At 65.2% G+C, this 21,026-nt stretch carries 17 protein-coding genes; 10 read left to right on the top strand and 7 right to left on the bottom strand.

The annotated features are described in order from the left end of the window. Positions 1-30: 30 nt before the first annotated feature. The 5 genes from AAE027_RS29725 to AAE027_RS29705 form a co-directional block, all read right to left on the bottom strand. Positions 31-642, bottom strand: a complete 612-nt coding sequence (locus AAE027_RS29725) for a sigma-70 family RNA polymerase sigma factor (protein WP_370990386.1) — start codon at positions 640-642, stop codon at positions 31-33. A 404-nt stretch (positions 643-1,046) separates the two neighbouring features. Beyond that, positions 1,047-1,784 (bottom strand): response regulator, encoded by a 738-nt coding sequence (locus AAE027_RS29720; protein WP_370990385.1) that lies wholly within the window; start codon positions 1,782-1,784, stop codon positions 1,047-1,049. Positions 1,785-1,794: 10 nt separating this feature from the next. Beyond that, on the bottom strand, positions 1,795-3,540 hold the full coding sequence (locus AAE027_RS29715; protein WP_128956082.1) for an ATP-binding response regulator: 1,746 nt from the start codon (positions 3,538-3,540) through the stop codon (positions 1,795-1,797). Continuing rightward, complete coding sequence (locus AAE027_RS29710; RefSeq protein WP_370990384.1) at positions 3,510-5,585, bottom strand: sensor histidine kinase; 2,076 nt, start codon at positions 5,583-5,585, stop codon at positions 3,510-3,512. The genes AAE027_RS29715 and AAE027_RS29710 overlap by 31 nt, the downstream gene beginning before the upstream one ends. 6 nt (positions 5,586-5,591) lie before the next feature. Then, a complete protein-coding gene (locus AAE027_RS29705) occupies positions 5,592-6,587 on the bottom strand; it encodes a TRAP transporter substrate-binding protein (RefSeq protein ID WP_370990383.1) in 996 nt (331 codons plus the stop codon). Positions 6,588-6,730: 143 nt separating this feature from the next. Here AAE027_RS29705 and ugpB point away from each other — a divergent pair, with 143 nt between their 5' ends. From ugpB to AAE027_RS29655, 10 genes are all read left to right on the top strand, one after another. Then, complete coding sequence (gene ugpB, locus AAE027_RS29700) at positions 6,731-8,113, top strand: sn-glycerol-3-phosphate ABC transporter substrate-binding protein UgpB (RefSeq protein ID WP_370990382.1); 1,383 nt, start codon at positions 6,731-6,733, stop codon at positions 8,111-8,113. Between the two features lie 228 nt (positions 8,114-8,341). Next, the gene (locus AAE027_RS29695; protein ID WP_370990410.1) at positions 8,342-9,301 is read left to right on the top strand and encodes an aminoglycoside phosphotransferase family protein; all 960 of its coding nucleotides are present in this window, start codon (positions 8,342-8,344) and stop codon (positions 9,299-9,301) included. Between the two features lie 404 nt (positions 9,302-9,705). Next, positions 9,706-11,328, top strand: a complete 1,623-nt coding sequence (locus AAE027_RS29690; protein ID WP_370990381.1) for an ABC transporter substrate-binding protein — start codon at positions 9,706-9,708, stop codon at positions 11,326-11,328. A gap of 239 nt (positions 11,329-11,567) precedes the next feature. Further along, complete coding sequence (locus tag AAE027_RS29685; RefSeq protein ID WP_370990380.1) at positions 11,568-12,581, top strand: ABC transporter permease; 1,014 nt, start codon at positions 11,568-11,570, stop codon at positions 12,579-12,581. 4 nt (positions 12,582-12,585) lie between these two features. Further along, the gene (locus tag AAE027_RS29680; protein WP_370990379.1) at positions 12,586-13,485 is read left to right on the top strand and encodes an ABC transporter permease; all 900 of its coding nucleotides are present in this window, start codon (positions 12,586-12,588) and stop codon (positions 13,483-13,485) included. 286 nt (positions 13,486-13,771) lie between these two features. Continuing rightward, the gene (locus AAE027_RS29675; protein WP_370990378.1) at positions 13,772-15,604 is read left to right on the top strand and encodes a dipeptide ABC transporter ATP-binding protein; all 1,833 of its coding nucleotides are present in this window, start codon (positions 13,772-13,774) and stop codon (positions 15,602-15,604) included. A gap of 26 nt (positions 15,605-15,630) precedes the next feature. Then, positions 15,631-15,810, top strand: a complete 180-nt coding sequence (locus AAE027_RS29670; protein WP_370990377.1) for a DUF4089 domain-containing protein — start codon at positions 15,631-15,633, stop codon at positions 15,808-15,810. Between the two features lie 7 nt (positions 15,811-15,817). Continuing rightward, positions 15,818-17,212 (top strand): AtzE family amidohydrolase, encoded by a 1,395-nt coding sequence (locus AAE027_RS29665; RefSeq protein ID WP_370990376.1) that lies wholly within the window; start codon positions 15,818-15,820, stop codon positions 17,210-17,212. Between the two features lie 12 nt (positions 17,213-17,224). Next, a complete protein-coding gene (gene hpxZ, locus AAE027_RS29660; protein WP_130220591.1) occupies positions 17,225-17,620 on the top strand; it encodes an oxalurate catabolism protein HpxZ in 396 nt (131 codons plus the stop codon). Next, on the top strand, positions 17,617-18,339 hold the full coding sequence (locus AAE027_RS29655; RefSeq protein ID WP_091887246.1) for a GntR family transcriptional regulator: 723 nt from the start codon (positions 17,617-17,619) through the stop codon (positions 18,337-18,339). The genes hpxZ and AAE027_RS29655 overlap by 4 nt, the downstream gene beginning before the upstream one ends. A gap of 111 nt (positions 18,340-18,450) precedes the next feature. On the opposite strand, the gene atzF is transcribed toward AAE027_RS29655, so the two are convergent. Further along, a complete protein-coding gene (atzF, locus tag AAE027_RS29650) occupies positions 18,451-20,256 on the bottom strand; it encodes an allophanate hydrolase (RefSeq protein ID WP_370990375.1) in 1,806 nt (601 codons plus the stop codon). 181 nt (positions 20,257-20,437) lie between these two features. After that, positions 20,438-20,938, bottom strand: coding sequence for a MarR family winged helix-turn-helix transcriptional regulator (locus AAE027_RS29645; RefSeq protein ID WP_370990374.1), 501 nt, complete (start codon positions 20,936-20,938; stop codon positions 20,438-20,440). Between the last annotated feature and the right edge of the window lie 88 nt (positions 20,939-21,026).

Here is a 21,026-nt window from a genome sequence, read left to right as displayed (position 1 = left end):
CGCGGCCCTATCCCATTGAATCCGTTGAGTTTAGGCGGCGAAGCGATCGACGCCGGCGCCCTTAAGCAAATCGGCGAGCTGCTTGCGGGCGTAGAACATCCGCGTCTTCACCGTGCTCTGGGGGATGCCGATGATCCGGCCGACCTCCTCCACCGACTTCTCGTGGTAGTAGACGAGGTTGATGATCTCGCGATGTGCGGGCGACAGCTTCTGCACGCAGGCGCGCAGGATAGCGCTGGTGTCGCTGCGATCGAGCGAGGTCTCCGGCGTGTCGGAATCGTCGGGGATCTGACGCACATCCTCCTGGTCGATGTCCTCGAAACGGCGCTGGCGCATCGCGGTCAGCGCCTTGAAGCGGGCGATCGAGAGCAGCCAGGTCGAGACCTGCGAGCGGCCCTGGAATTGGCCGGCGGTCCGCCACACGTCCAAAAACACCTGGCTGACGAGGTCTTCCGCCGTGGTGGCATCGCGCACGATGCGCAGGATGAAACGGTAAACCCGCACATTGTGCCGGCAATAGAGGATATGCATGGCCGTCCGGTTGCCGCCGGCAATGCTTTCGAGAAGCATGTCGTCCGAAGTCGCCTGAACGGCAATGATGCTTTGGCTGGCCTGGGCGTTGATGGCAATGACGTTCGGCATGAAACTAGCTCCCCGTAGCGCCGCGACCGAGCGGCGTTTCCTTGAGGGAAAGTGTTAATCAGCCAACGTTTCGGGACGTCTGCACGAAAAGCGGAAAATGGTTTCGTGCGCCGCCAAATTGTTTCGTCGAAAGGGGTACGACGAAACATTCGGAGCGAAAAAGTGTGGAATTTCAATGTACGGGAAATACGGGGGTGGAAGTTTGGCGGGCTGAGGAACGGCTTGGAACGTAATTCGGGCTCCTGCGTTCGCTGCCGCCTCAAGCGTCGTCCTGGCGAAAGCCAGGACCCATAGCCACAGGATTGGGTTTGGCGAAGACTCGTGGTTATCAGCCCACGCGCCCAGGGCCTGTTGGGGTAATGGGGCCTGGCTTTCGCCAGGACGACCCCGCGGGGGATGCCGCCCTACGCCTTCTCGCCGGCTGGCGAGAACAGATAGCCGCCGCCGCGGATGGTGCGGATCACGGCGGGCTTGGCGGGATCGGGCTCGATCTTGCGGCGGATGCGCATGATGCGGAGGTCGACGGCGCGATCGAAGGCTTCGGCGTCGCGCGCATTGGCGAGCTCCAGCAGGCGCTCGCGCGACAGCACGCGCTTCGGATTGGCGGCGAACACCTTGAGCAGACCGAACTCGGACGCGGTCAGCGGATGCTCGTTGCCCTCGTCGTCGCGCAACGCCTGCGCTTCGAGATCGAGCCATTTGGTGCCAAAGCGCACCAATTGATCCTTGTCGGATTTCGCAGCGCCGACGTCCGGCGCAGCAGCCTTGGCCGGCCCGCTCCGCCGCAGCACCGAACGAATGCGCGCCATCAGCTCGCGCAGCTCGCAGGGTTTTGCCACGTAATCATCGGCGCCGAGCTCGAGCCCGACGACGCGGTCGATCGGGCTCGCGGTCGCCGTGAGCATGATCACGGGCACGTTGATGCGGCTCTTGAGGTCGCGGATGATCGAGAGCCCATCTTCCTCGGGCATGTTGAGATCGAGCACGACGAGGTCGGGCATGCTGCCCTGGATCGCGGCGCGCAAGGACTTGCCGCCGTCGCACAGCGTCACGGTGAAGCCGTGCATCTTGAGATAATCGCCGACCATCTCCCGGGCCGGGGCCTCGTCGTCGACGATCATGATGTGCTGGCTTTGGGTCATGGTCCTGAGATCACGGCATTTCAGTCGCGGGGAGCGTGATGGTGAAGGTCGAGCCCGTGCCGGGCCCGTCGCTGTCGGCCGTCACCTCGCCGCCATGCATGTCGATAATACGCTTCACGATGGATAACCCAAGCCCCGTCGAGCTCTCGCCGGCGGTCGGCTTTGCTGACAGCCGCTGGAACCGGCCGAACAGGCGGCCGAGATCCTCCGGCGACAGGCCGGCGCCCTCGTCGCTGACGCGGACGATGGTTTCGCTGCCCTCATGGGTCACGGCCACGGCGATCTTGCCGCCGATCGGCGAGTATTTGATGGCGTTGCTGATGAGGTTGTCGATCGCCTCGCGGATGCGGTCGGTGTCGCACATGGTGACGATGTTGGGCGGCGCGGCGACGCTGATCGTTTGCTGCTTGTTGACGGCGAGCGGCTGGTTGGCTTCGGCGACCTCCTTGACCAGGCCCGCGACGTCGACTGGCTCGCGGCGGATGGTGATGTCGAAGGCATCGGCCATCGCGTCCGAGATCAAATGATCGACCATCGTGGTCAACCGCTTGGTGGCGTCGCGGATGTGATCGACCTGGGCGACCACGCCGCTTTGCGAGGCGCCGGTCGAGATCAGCTCCTTCAGCATCTCGGTGCGGCCGAGGATGACGCCGAGCGGATTCTTCAGATCGTGCGCGACGGTGCCCAAAATCTCGTTCTTGAAGCCGTTGGCGCGCTGCAGCCGCAGCCATTGCGCGGAGAGGCGGCGGTTGGCCTGCATCAGCGCGCGGGTGCGCTGGGCGACACGGTCCTCCAGCTGCGTGTTGGCGTCCTGGAGCTGCTGGTAGAGGATCACGTTGTCGAAGGCGATCGAGAGCCGGCTGGAGAAGATCTCGACCAGCGAGCGGTCGGTCTCCGACAGCTCGCGCTCGGCCTGCAGCAGCACCACCACCTCGCGGCCGCTTCCGGTGCGCAAATAGATCACGCTGCGGTGGTCGGCGAATTCGTTCTTGCGGCGCTGGAACGCGGCCTCCACCATCTCGCGCAATTCGGGGTCGAGCGCCTTTGACGAGGTGGTGCCGATGAAGCGGCTGTAGCAGCCGCTGCCGGCGAGCACCGAGAGTTCGGGGTCGACCCCGCCATTGTCGCGCAGGACCAGGATGCCGGCGCAGTCGACGTTGAGCAGTGAGGCGAGCTGGGTCAGCACGCCCTCGGCGAGCCGCTGCATCGACTTGAAGTCGTAAAGCGTCGAGGCGGCGTCGATGATGATCTCGAGCCCGCGGCGTGTCTGCACCATGCGCTCGAGCTGCTGATAGGAGCGCAGCGCGGCGGTCAGCGAGGTGAACAGCTTGTCGGCGGTGAGCTCGGTCTTGGCCTTGTAGTCGTTGATGTCGTACTGCACGATCACGCGCCGCTCCGGCGCTTGGCCGGGCTGGCCGGTGCGCAGGATGATGCGGACGGTCTCGTTCTTGATCTCGTTGCGGATGAATTCGACGAGCTCGAGGCCGGCGACGTCGGTCTCCATGATGACGTCGAGCAGCACGGCGGCGATGTCGCCGTGCTCGGCCATCAGCTTGCGACCTTCCGCCGCCGAATAGGCCGACAGGATCTCCAGGCTCTGGCCGTTGAGGCTGTAGTCGGACAGCGCGAAGCGGGTGCCGTCATGCACGGCCGGATCGTCGTCGATGACGGCGATCTTCCATTTTCGGGCGTTGGCATCCTCCGACGCGGTACCGGTGTCGTCGATCAGGTGGAGGACATCGTCCTGTTCGGCCATTGAGAAGTCCCGTCACTTTCTGTGCTTTGCGCGCCCTTGGCGATGCGGGGCATGATAATGCGAAAAGTAGTGCCTTGTCCCAGCTTGGATTCCAGCATCATACGGCCGCCGAGCTGCTGGGTGACGAGGTTATAGACGATATGCAGGCCAAGTCCCGTGCCACCTTCATTGCGCCGGGTGGTAAAGAAAGGGTCAAAGGCCTGGCGCTGCACGTCCGGGGTCATGCCGGCCCCGTCATCGGCGAAGCTGATCTCAATGTCGTCGGCCCCGCGCGGCCGCGCCGAGATCGCGATCGTGCCGGCGCGGCCGTCGGCGAAGGCGTGGTTGGCGGCGTTGAGGAAGAGATTGGTCAGGATCTGGCCGTAGGAGCCGGGATACCCGTCGAGCAGCAGCCCCTCGGGCACGTCGACCTGAAGCGTGATCGGCGAGCGCTTCAGCACCGGGCGCAGGCTGGCGATAATCTGGTCGGTGGCTTCGCTTAAGCTGAACTGCCGCCGTTCGGCATGGGAGCGGTCGACCGCGACCTGCTTGAACGACTGGATCAGCTCGCCGGCGCGCTGCAGGTTGGCGACGAGCTGCTGCGAGGCGTCGCGCGAGGACTGCACGAATTCCTCGAGCTGCGAGCGGCGCAAGCCCCCGTCGCCCTTGAGCTGGGCCTCGAAGATCTCGCTACGTCTGGCAAAGCTCGATGCAACGGTCAGGCTGATGCCGATCGGGTTGTTGACCTCGTGGGCGACGCCGGCAACGAGGCCGCCGAGCGCGGCGAGCCGCTCGGCGTCGATCAGATTCTGCTGCGCGGTGTTGAGCTCGAGCAGCGCGCTCTCGGCCTTCTCCTTCGACGCGCGCAGCTCGTCCTCGGTCTGGCGCTTGGCGATCGCGTTCTCGCGGAACACTTCCACGGCGCGCGCCATGGCGCCGACCTCGTCGCGTGCCTTGGTACCCTGCACCTCGCGGTCGAGATCGCCGAGCGTGATCGCGCGCATCGCCGCCATCAGCTGCTGGAGCGGCAGGCGGATCGACAATGCGATCATCACGCCCGCGGTGAGGATGACGCCGAGGAAGATCACCGCGATCGACAGCACGCGGCGGGAAATGTCGGCCAGCGTGCGATCAAAAGTCGCCTGCGCCTTCTGCTCGCGCCGGCGCATCTTGGTCGAGAGGTCGTCGATGGCGCCGATCGCTTCGGCCTGACTGGCGTCGATGGTGTTGCGCAACAGATCGGTGCGGCTCGCCAGCTGCTCGGAGAGTTTTGCAAAGCCTTCGCGCAAGGACGCGGTGCGGTCCGCGAGCCGCCGCAAGGCCATGCGTTGGAGGTCGTTGTCGGCGAGGTCGATCATGACCGGGATGGTCTTCTCGATTGTCTCGGTGTTGCGGCGCGCGTCGTCGGCCGCGCCCGGTGACAGCGACAGATAGTAGGAATTGGCCGCGACCAGCATCGCGGTGAAGGCTTCGCGGGATTTTCCAAGCGAAGGCCAGATCAGCGCGTCGCGATGGCCGGTGGCGCCTTCGATGATGGAATAGAGGCCCGCCATGTCCTTGGCCGGGCCCTGCACCTGCTCCTCATAGGTCTTGGCGATGGTGGCCTGCACGCTGCGCAGCTCGCCAAAGCCGTTGAGGAAGCGGTCGGTGGTGCGCTCGAGCTCCTCGACCGAGCCCGACAACATCGGATCCTTGGTGGCGCGGTTGGCCAGCGTCCCCAGCACTGCCTCACGCAGCAGCAGGATCTCGGCGAACAGGTCCGGGCTCGGCTGGTTGATGTAGCGGTGGATCAGGTTTTGCAGCCGCCCGGTCTCGCTTTCGAGCAGCGCCAGGATCCGGTCGGACTCGCGCACCTGGCGCACGTCGTCCCAGGCCGAGCCCAGCACCTGCGCGCCGTTCCAGATCATCGCGACCAGCACCACAACGACGGCGGAGTTCAGCGCCGCGATCGACAGGATGCGCCAGCGGATCGGCACCGCCCGCAGCGCGCCGACCAGGCGCGCGCGCAGCCGCCCGATCGGGCCGGGCGGCCTCTCTGTGGTCTCGCTGTGTCCAAGCCCGGCCAAGAGGCTCTACTCCACCTTGCGAATGCGTTCGATCAGCGCGGCCGCGGCCGGATCGCGCCCGGCCTTGGCATAGATTGGAGCCATCGCCTCCTCGAACGGTTTGCGGTCGATGTCCTTGATGATGGTGACGCCGGCGTCTTGCGCCTTGCGCTGCGACTGCTCCTCGAGGTCGCGCCATTTCTCGCGCATGAATCGGCTGGAGCGCTGCGCGGCCTCCTTGAAGATCGTCTGCTCCTCCGCCGAGAGGCTTTTCCAGGCCTTCAGCGAGATCACCAGCACTTCCGGGCTCATCGTGTGCTCGGTGAGTGCGTAATGGCCGGCAAGTTTGTAATGGTCTGTCGTCACGAAGGATGGCCAGTTGTTTTCGGCGCCGTCGATCAGGTGGTTGGCAAGCCCGGTGAGCACCTGCCCGTAAGGCAGCTCGACCGGTTCGGCGCCGAGCGCGCGCATCATCTGGCTCATCAACTCCGACTGCTGTACCCGGATCCGCATTCCCCTAAGATCCGCGACGCTCCTCACGGGCCGGACGCTGTTGTAGATCGACCGCGCGCCGGAATCGTAGAAGGCGAGCCCGACGAAGCCATAGGGCTCGAAGCTGTTCAAGATCTCGCTGCCGATCGGCCCGTCCAGCACCTTCTGCATGTGCTCGATGGACCGGAACAGGAACGGCATCGCCAGCACGTTCATCGCCGGGACGAAATTGCCGATCAGGGCGACGTTGGTCCGGTTGAGGTCGATGGCGCCGGCCCGGGTCTGCTCGATGGTCTCCTTCTCCTCACCGAGCTGGCGGGAGTGGAACACCTTGATCTCGTGCCGGCCGCCGGTGCGCTCGGCGATCAAGGCGCCCATGTAGCGCAGCGCCTGGACGGTCGGGTAATCCTCGGTCTGGGTGTCGGCGGCGCGAAATTCGCGTGCGACCGCGTCCGTCGTACAGACGGCAAGCAGAAGCGCGACGAAGATCACCCCGGTCCGCGAGAGTTCGGCACGGCTCAACACTGGCACACTCAACCCCTCAGTGGTGGAGTCTATGGCGGAAGGAAAAGGTTCAACGCAATCTAGCAAATGGTAAAGGGAAGGCCATCCCGCTCCGGGCGTCGGGCCGATTGTGCGGCGCGGCCGCCGCTCATTCCCGGTTGAAACTGCCAATGCCGCGCCTTAAGCAGGGCAGCCGACTTTTGTCGTGCGACACGGGAAGAGCCATCGTGATTTCAGCATTGCGCTTTTTGCAGGCCGTCGCCGTCCTTGCGGCTGTCACCATGGCCACGCCAGTGCGCGCCGCCACCGATATCGCGCTGTGGCACGCCATGTCCGGCGAGCTCGGCCGGCAGCTCGACAAGCTCGCCTCCGACTTCAACGCCTCGCAGTCCGACTACCGCATCGTGCCTGCTTACAAGGGCAATTACACCGAGACGGTGACGGCGGCCATCTTCGCCTTCCGCTCGCGCAGCCAGCCTGCCATCGTCCAGGTCAACGAGGTCGCCACCGCCACCATGACCGCGGCCAAGGGTGCGATCTATCCGGTGTTCAGCCTGATGCGGGACCAGGGCGAGCCGTTCTCGCTGGGTGATTACCTTCCCGCCGTCTCCGGCTACTACACCGATGCGGCCGGCAATCTGTTGTCGTTCCCGTTCAATTCCTCGACGCCGATCCTGTATTACAACAAGACCATGTTCCGCGATGCCGGCCTTGATCCGGAGACGCCGCCGAAGACCTGGCCGGAATTGGGACTAGCGGCCAAGCGCCTGCGCGAACGCGGTGCGGTCTGCGGCTTCACCACCTCCTGGCCGTCATGGATCCATGTCGAGAATTTCTCCGCCTTCCACAATTTAGTCCTGGCGACGCGGGCGAATGGCTTTGCCGGGCTGGACGCGGAATTGACCATCAACAATACGGTTCTCGTCAAACACATCGCTCAGCTCAGCGAGTGGCAAAAGACAAAACTGTTCGACTATAGCGGCCGCGGACAAGCGGCCGAGCCGCGTTTTCAGAAAGGCGAATGCGGCATCTTCATCGGCTCCTCGGCGACGCGGGCCGACATCAAGGCGAATTCGAAATTCGAGATCGGCTACGGCATGATGCCGTACTGGCCCGACGTGAAGGGCGCGCCGCAGAATTCGATCATCGGCGGCGCCACGCTGTGGGTGCTGCGCGACCGGCCGCGCGAGGAGTACAAGGGCGTGGCGCGGTTCTTCGCCTATCTGTCGCAGCCCGGGGTGCAGGCCGCCTGGCACCAGAACACCGGCTATCTGCCTGTTACCCGCGCCGCCTTTGAGCTGACGCGGTCGCAGGGATTCTACGAGCGCAATCCTGGTTCGGCGATCTCCTTCGAGGAGATCACGCTGCATCCGCCGACGGAGAACTCCAAGGGCGTCCGGCTCGGCTCCTTCGTGCTGATCCGCGGCGCGATCGAGGACGAGCTGGAGCAGGCCTTCGCCGGCCACAAAAGCGCGCAAGCAGCGCTGGATTCCGCCGTCGAGCGCGGCAACAAGCTCTTGCGCCAGTTCGAGCGGGCCAGTCCCGAGCGGTAGAATGTCGCGATTAGACATCGCTGCGACCGCGCGTGAGGTGCCCTCCCTCCCCCGCGTGCGGGGGAGGGTTGGGGAGAGGGTGCCTCCGCATCGGGACAATCAACTAGAGGAGAAAGCCCTCACCCGGCACTACGTGCCGACCTCTCCCGCAAGCGGGAGAGGTGCACCGCCTCTTTGGCTTGCACAGAGCCAACCAAAGCTGCCCCTGCTTTCGATACGCGAATGCAGATGACCATCACGCCGTCGCAACAACTGCCTCACTTCGCCGACGCGAAAAGCTTCCGCGCCTGGCGCTCCGACCCGGCGCAATGGCTGGGAATCGCGCTCGACATCGCGCGCGGCCATGGCCTCGATATCAGCTCACCGCATGTGTTTGCGACCGGCACCAATGTCGTCGTGGGGCTCGGCGAGCGCCTCATCCTGAAAATCTTCCCGCCGCTCTTGCGCGCGCAATTCGTGTCCGAGCGTGGGTCGCTCGCGCAACTGAAAGGCCATCTCGATCTAGCGACTCCCGAGATTGTCGCCGAAGGGGGGCGCGACGGCTGGCCCTATCTGATCATCACCCGCCTTGCCGGCACGCTCGGCTCGGAGGTGTGGCCGCAATTGGCGGAAGACCAGAAGGAGCGCGTGCTGCGCCAGATCGGCGAGACCATCGCCGCCGTGCAGCGCGCGCCGCTCGGAGAGCTCGCGCACATCGAGCCGCGCTGGGATGGCTTCATGCTTCAGCAGATGCAGGGGTGCCGTGCCAGGCACGAGCGTCTCGGCCTTGCGCCGAAATTCCTGAGAGGTCTCGATGATCTCCTGCGGGACGCGGCAAAGCTCATTCCGTTGGATGCGCCGCCGGTGATCCTGATCGGCGAATACATTCCGGAAAACTTCCTGCTCGCCTGCCGGAACGATCAATGGTCGCTCGCCGGCCTGTTCGATTTCGGCGACGTCCTCGCAGGATGGCGCGATTACGATCTGCTCGGCCCCAGCGCCTTCATGGCGGCGGGCCGGCCGGGCCGGGTGCGCAGCCTGCTCGAAGGCTTCGGCTATGCGAAGCCGGATTTCGAGTTGAAGCGCCGCCTGATGGCCCTGATGCTGCTGCACCGCGCCAGCGACCTCAACAGCCACATCTGCATCGAGGGCTGGCAGGATATGGCGGCGGATCTGGTCGAGCTGCAGGAGCTGATCTGGGCGGAGTGAACACGAGCGCTCCAACCTCCGCCGTCGTCCTGGACCAGCGCAGCGAAGCGGAGCGCCGATCCAGGACCCATTACCCCAGGGAGAAGTTTGGCGAAGACTCGTTGTTACCAGCTTCGCGCTGCAACTCCTCCCTTGGGTAATGGGTCCTGGCTTTCGCCAGGACGACAGCGGAGAGGGAGGCGTGCCCGCCAAATGAGCCGCTATATCGAATAGCCTACATAATAAGCAAAATGCCCCGCTTTGTATGCAATGACAATGATTTGGGCTTTCGTCCTTCAGGCCGCAAATCCGGCCTTTCGCCCGCGATTTCAGCGGATTAGCGCGCTGGGCAACGCTCCACCAACCCTTGGCACGAACCTTGCGAATCCGGTTCCAACCAAAAACCTTTGCGTTGGAGCGATTTCATGAAGCGCCGCGATTTCCTTAAGTCCGTTTCCGGATTGGCCGCTGGCGCGGCGCTTCCGGCCATGCCGCAGGTCGTTTCCTCCGCCAAGGCCGATGCGCGCTCGGAGACGCTCCTGATCGTCTCCGAAGGCGGCCCGAACAATCTCGACATCCATGGCGTCGGCACCAACGTGCCGGGCTACGAGGTGTCGTGGAATTGCTACGACCGCCTGATCAGCCACGAGATGAAGAGCGGTCCCGGCGGCGTGCCCTATTACGACCGCGACAAGTTCAAGGGCGAGCTCGCCGAGGACTTTAGGATCGACGACATGTCGGTCACCTTCAAGCTGAAGAAGAACGCCAAATTCCACGACGGTGCGCCGGTCACGGCGAAGGATGTGAAGTGGTCGCTCGACCGCGCCGTCAGCGTCGGCGGCTTTCCGACCTTCCAGATGAGTGCGGGTTCACTGACCAAGCCCGAGCAGTTCGTCGTGATCGACGACCACACCGTGCGCGTCGATTTCCTGAAGAAGGACAGGCTGACGATCCCCGATCTCGCGGTCATCGTGCCCTGCATCGTCAATTCCGAGCTGGTGAAGAAGAACGCCAGCGAGAAGGATCCATGGGGCCTCGAATTCACCAAGCAGCAGACCGCGGGCTCCGGCGCCTACAAGGTGACGAAGTGGACCGCCGGCACCGAAGTCGTCATGGAGCGCAACGAGGATTGGGTCGGCGGTCCCCTGCCCAAGATCAAGCGCGTGATCTGGCGCATGGTGCCGCAGGCCGGCAACCGCCGCGCGCTCCTGGAGCGCGGCGATGCCGACATCTCCTATGAGCTGCCGTTCAGGGATTTCCAGGAGATGAAGGCGAACGGCAAGCTCAACGTGGTGTCGCTGCCGTTCTCCAACGGCATCCAGTATATCGGCATGAATGTGACCAAGCCGCCGTTCGACAATCCGAAGGTGCGGCAGGCCATCGCCTATGCGATGCCGTACCAGAAGATCATGGACGCCGTGCTGTTCGGCCTCGGCAATCCCATGTTCGGCGCTGCCAAAGACAAGCCGACCGAAATCGCCTGGCCACAGCCGCACAAATACAACACCGACATGGAGAAGGCGAAGGCGCTGCTCACTGAAGCCGGCTATGCCAACGGTTTCGAGACCACGATTTCGTTCGACCTCAATTTTGCCGGCGTCAACGAGCCGCTCTGCGTGCTGGTGCAGGAGAGCCTCGCGCAGCTCGGCATCAAGACCACCATCAACAAGGTGCCCGGCGCCAACTGGCGCACCGAATTGAACAAGAAGGAGATGCCGCTCTTCACCAACGTGTTCTCGGGCTGGCTCGATTACCCCGAATACTTCTTCTACTGGTGCTATCACGGCAACAATTCCGTCTTCAACACCATGAGCTACAAGTCGGCGGAGATGGACAAGCTCATCGACGGCGCGCGCACAGCCGCCGCGACCGGCGACAAGGCGGCGTACGATGCCGACGTCAAGGGTTTCGTCGATCTCGCCTACAGCGACATCCCGCGCATCCCGCTGTACCAGCCCTTCGTCAACGTCGCGATGCAGAAGAACATCAGCGGCTACCAATACTGGTTCCACCGCCGCCTGGATTATCGCGCGATGGCGAAGGGGTGAGTCATGATTGGCGCGAGCGACATGTCCGCGTCTTTCGATATCGCCTGCTCAAGTGAGATGGGCACTACTCTCTCATTCCCTCTCCCCTTGTGGGAGAGGGGCAGGGTGAGGGGTAGCCGCGAACTCCGACCTCGCTTGTGGCGTCCCCTCACCCCAACCCTCTCCCACAAGGGGAGAGGGGGCGCAGCGGGGTGCGTGGGCAGAGCGTGCCCGCACGCGACCAATGCGAGGAGCACCCCATGCTGACCATGATCGGCAAGCGCCTGATGTTCGCGATTCCCTCGCTGATAGGTGTCGTCATCGTCACCTTCCTGCTGACGCGGGCGCTGCCCGGTGATCCCGCCGCATACTTCGCCGGCCCCGCCGCAACCAAGGAAGCCGTCGAGCAGATCCGGAAAAAGCTCGGGCTCGACAGGCCGCTCATCGAGCAGTTCTTCCGCTACGCGGGCGATCTCGCCCATGGCGATTTCGGCAACTCGCTCACCACGGGCCAGCCGGTCGCGGCCGAAATCCGCAACCGCCTGCCGGCCTCCGCCGAGCTGACGCTGCTCGGCCTCATCGTCTCGGTCGTGATCGCCATCCCGCTCGGCGTGCTGGCGGCGACGCGGCCGGGATCATGGGTCGACCATCTCTGCCGCGTCACGACCACGGCCGGCGTGTCGTTGCCAGTGTTCTTCACCGGCCTCGTGCTGGTCTATGTCTTCTATTTCCGGCTCGGCTGGTCTCCGGCACCGCTCGGCCGGCTCGACGTGTTCTACAGCGCGCCGCCGACGGTGACCGGTTTCTATCTGGTCGACACGCTGCTCGCGCGGGACGTCGAGGCGTTCCGCTCGGCGCTGAGCCAGCTCATATTGCCAGCGACGACGCTTGCGATCTTCTCGCTGGCGCCGATCGCGCGCATGACGCGCGCCTCGATGCTGGCGGTGCTCGCCTCCGAGTTCGTCCGCACCGCTCGCGCCAGCGGGCTGTCGCCGTCGACCGTCATCGTCACCTACGCCTTCCGCAATGCCATGCTACCCGTCATCACCACGCTCAGCATGGTGTTCTCGTTCCTCCTGGGCGCCAACGTGCTGGTGGAAAAAGTGTTCGCCTGGCCCGGCATCGGCTCCTATGCGGTGGAAGCGCTGATCTCGTCCGACTTCGCGCCGGTGCAGGGCTTCGTGCTGACCATGGCTGTCATGTACGTGCTGCTCAATCTGATCATCGACATTCTCTACGGCGTGATCGATCCGCGCGTCAGGCTGGAGGGCTAACCCGATGAGCACGGTCGCGCCCACAATTGAGCCCGTCGGTCCCGCGCGTACCTCGGGGCTATCGGCAATCCTCGAACAGACGCGCTATGTCCTCAGCGAAAACAAGGTCACGGGCTTTGCCTTTGCGCTGCTGATCCTGATCCTGGCCGCCGCGGTCTTCGGTCCCTATGTGGTGCCCTACGATCCACTGGCCTCCGACACCGCGGCGACGTTGCAGCCGCCGTCGGCGGCGCACTGGTTCGGCACCGATCAGCTCGGACGCGACATTTTTAGCCGCGTCATCGTCGCGACCCGGCTCGACACCTTCATCGCGATCGCCTCCGTCGCGCTGGTGTTTTTGATGGGCGGCCTCGCCGGCATCGCGGCCGGCTATTTCAGCGGCTGGACCGACCGCATCGTCGGCCGCATCGCCGACACCATCATGGCCTTCCCGCTGTTCGTGCTGGCGATGGGCATCGTCGCCGCGCTCGGCAACACCGTGCAGAACATCATCTTGGCCACGGCCATCGTGAACTTCCCGCTCTATGCCCGCGTCGCGCGCGCCGAGGCCAATGTCCGCCGCAACGCCGGCTTTGTCCAGGCGGCGCGTCTGTCCGGCAACGGCGAATTCCGCATCCTCTTGGTGCATATCCTGCCCAACATCATGCCGATCATGATCGTGCAGATGTCGCTGACCATGGGCTACGCCATCCTCAACGCCGCGGGCCTGTCCTTCATCGGCCTCGGCGTCCGCCCGCCGACCGCCGAATGGGGCATCATGGTCGCGGAAGGCGCGGGCTTCATGGTCTCAGGCGAATGGTGGATCGCGCTATTCCCCGGCCTCGCGCTGATGACCGCCGTGTTCTGCTTCAACCTTCTCGGCGACGGCCTGCGCGATATCGTCGATCCCCAGCGGAGGACGTGATGGTTTTTCTCGGGTCGAGCGTCTTCCTTCGCCTCTCCCCGCTTGCGGGGAGAGGCCGGGCCGCGTTAGCGGACCGGGTGAGGGGGACTCTCCGCGAACTCCTCTGTCAGTTGCTTGCGCGGAGAGAGGCCCCTCACCCCAACCCTCTCCCCGTAAGAACGGGGAGAGGGGGCGATGGAGCGCTGCCCGCCTCACGCGTAAATTCAGCGTCAAAATTCCCCAACGAAATCAATCCCGTTCTACTGTGCATGGGGTTGTTTTTGCCATTTTTGTTTGGGAGGCCTGCATGACCGCCCAGCCCCTGCTCGACGTCCAGGACCTCACCGTCGAATTCACCACCCGCCGCGGCATCGTGAAAGCGGTGCAGCACGTCGACATCGCCGTCGCCAAGGGCGAGACGCTGGCGATCGTCGGCGAGTCCGGCTCCGGCAAATCGGTGACCTCCTATGCGGTGATGCGCATCCTCGACCGCGCGGGGCGGATCGCCGAGGGCTCGGTGATGTTCTCCGGCATCGACGTCAAGGCCGCGACCGAGGACCAGATGCGCGATCTGCGCGGGCGCGAAGTCTCGATGATCTTCCAGAACCCGCGCGCCGCGCTCAATCCGATCCGCAAGGTCGGCGACCAGATCGAGGACGTCTTGCGCACCCATGTGCAGCAGGCTCAGGTCGCCGATCACGGCGAGAAGGCGATCGAGGCGCTGGAGCAGGTCAAGATCGCCCGCCCGCGCGAGCGCTACCACGCCTATCCGTTCGAGCTGTCAGGCGGCATGTGCCAGCGCGTCGTCATCGCGCTGGCACTGGCCTGCAACCCGCAGCTGCTGATCGCGGACGAGCCGACGACCGGATTGGACGTCACCACGCAGAAGGCGGTGATGGATCTGATCGTCGAGCTTACAAAACGCCGCGCGATGTCGACCATCCTGATCACGCACGACCTCGGCCTCGCCGCCGCCTATTGTGATCGCGTCGTGGTGATGGAGAAGGGAAGGGTGGTCGAGACCGCCAAGGCCGCCGAGATCTTTGCGAACCCGCAGCACCCCTACACGAAGAAGCTGATGCGCGCGACGCCGCGGCTCGGCGTGTCGCTGCGGGACCTGTTGCCGGAAGAAGAGGGCGTGTCCTTCGCCTCTCCCCGCGTGCGGGGAGAGGCCGACGCACAAAGTGCGGCGGGTGAGGGGAACTCTCCCAGCACCGCGGTCGTGGAAGCAGCCCCTCACCCCAACGCTCTCAGCGCGAGCGAAGCTCGTCGCGACCTCGTGAAGAACGGGGAGAGGGAGAAGAAGCCCCTCCTCCTCGTCGAAAAGCTCGTCAAGGAATATCCCCGCCAGGGCGCGACCGCCGTGCTCGGAAAACTGTTCGGTCGCAAGCCGCCGGTGGAGCCGGACGTGTTCCGCGCCGTCGACGGCATCAGCTTCTCGATTGGCGTCGGCGAGAGCGTTGGCCTGGTCGGCGAGTCCGGCTGCGGCAAATCGACGACGTCGATGATGGTGATGCGCCTGCTGGACCACACCTCCGGCCTGATCCAGTTCGACGGCGAGGCGATCTCCGGCATCGCGCCTGCCGCCTTCGCCCGGCTGCCGCAGCGTAGCCGGATACAGATGGTGTTCCAGGACCCGACCGACAGCCTCAACCCGCGCTTCACCGCCGCGCGCGCCATCGTCGATCCCATTCTGCAGCTCGACGACATCAGGGGCCGCGACGCGCTCCGCGCCCGCTGCGAGGAGCTGGCGACCATGGTCGGCCTGCCGCACGACCTGCTCGATCGCTTCCCGCATCAATTGTCCGGTGGCCAGAAAGCCCGAATCGGCATCGCGCGCGCCATCGCGCTGCATCCCAAGCTCGTCATCCTCGACGAGCCGACGGCGGCGCTGGACGTCTCGGTGCAGGCGGTCGTGCTGAACCTGCTTCAGGACCTCAAGGCGCGGCTAGGTATGAGCTATCTGTTCGTCTCGCATGATTTGAATGTGGTGCGCTTGTTGTGCGATCGTGTCATTGTGATGCGGACGGGGCGGATCGTCGAAGAGGGCTCTTCCGAGAAGGTCTTGAGCGATCCGCAGGACGACTACACCAAAGAGCTGCTGACGGCGATCCCGCATCCGCCGTTGCAGATACACTAAGAGTGCACTGATTGTTCGAGAGAGCGATGGCCGAACCGCTGGACGACTATATCGACGCCATATCGAAAGCGCTGGCACTGCCGGTCGAGGAGGCCTGGAGGCCGGCGGTGCGCGCCAACCTCGAAGTCTCGCTGCGGCTTGGCCGCCTCGTCGACGAATTCGCGCTGCCGGACGAGACCGAGCCGGCGCCGATTTTCACGGCCTGACGTCGCCATGACCATCAAGCCAGAGATGACGGCCTCGGGAATCGCGAGCGCGGTTGCGGGCGGCAGGATGTCGGCGCTCGATGCCATTGAAGCGGCGCTTGCGCGCATCAAGCAGCACGATCCCATCCTCAATTCGTTCACCGATGTCACCGCCGATCGCGCCCGTGCCAAGGCGCGCGCGATCGATGCCGACATCGCCGCGGGCAAGAAAGTCGGCCCGCTCGCCGGCGTGCCCTTCGCGGTGAAGAACCTGTTCGATGTCGTAGGTCTCGTCACGCGCGCCGGCTCGAAGATCAACCGCGACCTCGCGCCGGCCACACGCGACGCCACCCTGATCGAGCGGATGGAAGCGGCCGGCGCCGTGCTGGTCGGCGCGCTCAACATGGGCGAATACGCCTATGACTTCACCGGCGAGAACATCCATGACGGTCCCTCGCGCAATCCGCATGACACCACGCGGATGACCGGCGGCTCGTCGGGCGGCTCCGGCAGCGCCGTTGGCGGCGCGCTGGTGCCGATCGCGCTCGGCTCCGACACCAACGGCTCGATCCGCGTGCCGTCCTCGTTCTGCGGCATTTTTGGCTTGAAGCCGACCTATGGTCGTTTGTCACGGGCGCGTTCGTTCCCGTTCGTGGCGAGTCTCGATCATCTCGGTCCACTCGCGCGCTCGGTCACCGACCTCGCACTCGCCTACGACGTCATGCAGGGCCCGGATGCCGATGATGGCGCCTGCACCACCCGTGGTGTCGAACAGGTGGCGCCGCTGCTCGGCGAGTCCATCGCTGGCTTGCGCATCGCGATCGCCGGCGGTCACTTTCAGAAGAACGTATTTCCGGAAGCGGTCGAAGCCGTCAGCCGCGTTGCCAAGGCGCTCGGCGCGACTGCGGTCGTTGACATCCCCGAAGCCTCGCGCGCCCGTGCGGCGGCCTATGTCATCACCACCACCGAGGGCGCTTCGCTGCATCTCGACCGCCTGCGCAAGCGCCCGAGCGATTTCGATCCGGCCGTGCGCGACCGCTTGATCGCCGGCGCCATGGTGCCGGCGCCGCTGGTCGATCGCGCGCAAAAATTCCGCCGCTGGTATCGCGCTCAGCTCGCCGAGATTTTCAAGTCGGTCGACGTGCTGCTTGCGCCGGCAACGCCGTGCACCGCGCCGAAGCTTGGCCAGGTGAATTTCACGCTTGACGGCGTCGAGCTGCCGGTGCGCGCCAATATCGGCATCCACACCCAGCCGATCTCTTTCATCGGCCTGCCGGTGGTCGCCGTGCCGGTGCCGCTCGAGCCGCTGCCGATCGGCGTGCAGATCATCGCCGCGCCCTGGCGCGAGGACATCGCGTTGCGCGTCGCGCACGCATTGGAGAAGATGGGCGTGGTATCGGCGCCGTCGCCAAGGGGACTTTAAGAGGAATTTGAGATGGAGATCGATCTTCCCGACGTGATCGCGGAAGTCAAAGCCGCGTTCGAGCGCTACGAGCGGGCCCTCGTCAGCAACGACGTCGCCGTGCTCGGCGAGCTCTTCCGCAATGATCCCCGCACGCTGCGCTACGGCATCGGCGAGAACCTCTATGGCTATGAGGCGATCTCGGGCTTCCGCGCCGGCCGCTCGCCGGTCGGTCTGAACCGGCGGACTGCGAAGACCGTAATTACGAGCTATGGCCGCGACACGGCCGTGGCCTCCACCTTGTTCTATCGCGACACGGCGCCCGGCAAGGTCGGCCGGCAGATGCAGACGTGGATTCGTTTCCCCGAGGGCTGGCGCGTCGTCGCCGCTCATGTCAGCATCATCGACGAGCCGAAAGAGACCGTATGACGCTTGACGACTTTCCGCAGGGCACGCTGCCGGCCGAGCCGGTGGTGCCGCGCGTCGACCGTCCTTCGCCGTCGGTGCAGAAGGTCACGCGCGCCGAGGAGCTGCGCCTTCAGCTCGCCGACGAGATCGTGCGCGGAACCCTGGCTCCCGGGGCACCGTTGGACGAGACCGACATTGCGCGGCGCTTCAGCGTCTCGCGCACGCCGGTTCGCGAGGCGTTGCGCCAGCTGGTGGCGAGCGGCCTCGTCGAGGCGCGCGCCCATCGCGGCGCGGTGGTGGCGCAGCCCTCGATCGAGCGGCTCAAGAGCATGTTCGAGGCGATGGCGGAGCTCGAGGCGCTGTGCGCGGGCCTTGCCGCCGAGCGCATGTCCGCCGCCGAGCGACATGGATTGGAGTCCATTCACGAAGAGCTGCGGGTGCTGAGCTATGCCGGCAATCCCGAGCGTTTCCACGAGGTCAACGAGCGCTTCCACAACGCGATCTATGCGGGATCGCAGAATGGCTACATCGCCGAGATCACGCTCGCCACGCGCGTGCGTGTGCAGCCGTTCCGCCGCGCCCAGTTCCGCAATCTTGGCCGATTGGCAAAGTCGCAAGCCGAGCACGACCGCGTCGTCGTCGCCATCATGCGCGGCGACAAGCAGGGGGCAGCGGCAGCCATGCGCGCGCACATCGAACTGGTGCGCGGCGAGTATGAGATCTATGCGGTGTCGGTATAGGGCGGCGCGCGCGGTGCCGTAGGGTGGGCAAAGGCGCAAAGCGCCGTGCCCACCGTCTTTCCTATTTGATGGTGATGGTGGGCACGCTTCGCTTTGCCCACCCTACGGCACCTAAGCCGTCGCGGCTTCCTTCATATACGCGCGCCAGCCACCATACGCGGTGATATCGCGCGCCTCGCCCAGCACCTCAGGCTCGACGAGAAAGCCCTTCACGCTGCGGCCATCGGCGAGCCGGATTGTGCCGATCGCCATCGGCGCGGGAATCGCGTTGACGAACTTGCCGAAGGCAGACGACGACAGCGACCAGATCTCCAGCTCGATCGCGGCGCCGTTGCCGGCTTCGACGCGCAGCATGCCCGGCTTCGGCGGCGTGGTCTTGAGTGCGTAGAGCTTGTAGTCGGGCGCTGTCTTCGTCGCCTCGATCAGGCGCCCGTTCAGGGTCTTCAATTCGCCGTTCAGCGCCATGCCGGACAGATGGGCGCCGACGACTGCGATCGGAATCTCGTCGCCGCTGCTTGCGGGAAGCGGCGCGAGTGGTGCTTGCGCCACGCGCTGTGCGCCGAGACTCAGCTTCGTATCCGTATGGAACTCACGGCCGATGCTCGCGAGCAGCGCGTCGCATCCTGCGGGGGCGAGCAGCGTGATGCCGAATGGAATGCCGTCCGCGCGCATCGAAGCCGGCACGGCGAGGCCACAGAGATCGAGCAGATTGACAAAATTGGTGTAGGTGCCGAGCCGGCTGTTGAGCTCGATCGGATTGGCCAGCACCTGCGCGGTCGTATAAGCGGTCGGCGCCGTCGGCAGCACCAGCGCGTCGATACGCGCAAAAGTGCGCTCGGCGACCTTGCGCAGGCCCTGCAGGCGATAGAGCGCGGAGAAGGTCTCCGCCGCCGTCAGCCGCGCGCCGGCCGCCGTGATCTCGCGCGTCACCGGATGGATTGCATCGGGTGCGGACGCGAGCAGATTCTTGATCACGAGGTAGCGCTCGGCGACCCATGGCCCTTCATAGAGCAGCCGCGCGGTCTCGTAGAACGGCTCGAGGTCGAACTCAGTCAGTGTCGCGCCAAGTGCGGTCCAGCGCTTCAGCGCATCGCTGTAAGCGGCTTCCGCTTTCTTGTCGCCGAAGAAGATCAGCTGTCCGTTGCGCGGCACGCCGAGGCGCAAATTCGCCGGGAACGGCGTGATCGGCCCCAGCGGCCGGTCGCGCGAGAACGGGTCGGCCTGGTCCGGCCCCGCCATCACGGAGAGCGCCAGCGCTGCGTCGTCGACGGTCAAGGCGAATACTGAGATGCAGTCGAGCGTGCGGCAGGCGGGCACCAGGCCCGCGGTCGAGATCATGCCGAGGCTCGGCTTCAGGCCGACGATGTTGTTGAGCATCGCCGGCACACGCCCGCTGCCGGCGGTGTCGGTGCCGAGCGACAGCGGCACCAGCCCGGCGCCGACGGCGACCGCCGATCCCGAGCTCGACCCGCCGGGAACGAGATCGTCGCGGATCGCATTCTTGGGAATGCCGTAGGGCGAGCGCACGCCGACGAGGCCGGTCGCGAACTGGTCGAGATTGGTCTTGCCGATGATGATGGCGCCGGCGGCGCGCAGGCGCTCCACCGCGGTGGAGTCGCGCGTCGGCGTGTAGGAGAAGGCCGGGCAGGCCGCCGTGGTCGGAAAGCCCAGCGCGTCGATATTGTCCTTCACCGCAACCGGCACGCCATAGAGCGGCAGGCTCGCGGCATCCTTCGGGGCAAGTCTCTCGGCCTCCGCGATCGCATCCTTTTCGTCGCGCAGGCTGATGAACACCGCGGGATCGTTGTGGTCGCGGATGCGCTGATAAGTCCGTGCGACCGTCTGCGCCGGCGTCAGCGTGCCCGCGCGATGCGCGGCCACAATCGCGGCGATCGTTTCAGGCTGCTCAGCCCCCATGGCGACAAAACTCCGGCAACTGGTTCACCCGGCTTGAAGCAAGCGATGTGCCATTGTGTACAGTATTGGGGCTGAGCAGGTGCTCCGGATATTATCGTGAGATCAGTGGCTTGTGGAGTTCTGGTGGTCGAGCGCAGTCGCGCGGCTACAGGCATCTGCTTAAATTGTGGGCAGTCGAGCGTCAGGTGAAGTCGGCGAGGATCCGGAGCAGGTGCTGCCGGTTCTCCCTGCCGAGCTTCGCCTCGACATGCCGCTCGTGTTCGGCTGCGAGGCGCTTGAACTTGGCCAGCGCCGCCGCGCCCGGCGCGGTGAGGTGCAGCGCGTGCGAGCGCCGGTCCGTCTTCGACTTGATCCGCTTCACGTATCTGCGCCGTTCGAGGCTGTCGAGCAGATGCACCAGCCGGGCGCGCTCGATGCCGAGGCGCTTGGCCACCGCCATCTGCGACAGGCCCGGATTGGCGCCGATCACCGTCAGCACCGAATATTGCGTCGGCCGGATATCGACCTCGCCGAGCGTCTTGATGAAGTCCTGGAAGATCCAGATCTGGAAGCGCCGCACCGCATAGCCGGCGTGGCCGACCAGCGCGTCGAGGCCGACCTCGTCGGCGTCGTTCCGCTGCGCAGCGCCGTTGCCGGCGCGTTTGCGTGCCGGAATTCCAGTCTCCCGCGACCTCGTTCTCACCGGCATGCTCTCTTCTTTGCAATGGCCCCCTTCGCCTCTCCCCGCTTGCGGGGAGAGGCCGGATCGCATCGCGAGATGCGATCCGGGT

This window comes from Bradyrhizobium sp. DN3, from assembly GCF_041357655.1.
GTDB lineage: Bacteria > Pseudomonadota > Alphaproteobacteria > Rhizobiales > Xanthobacteraceae > Bradyrhizobium.
The sequence above is the reverse complement of the archived record's forward strand: the minus strand, read 5'-3'. Positions and strand labels throughout refer to the sequence as shown.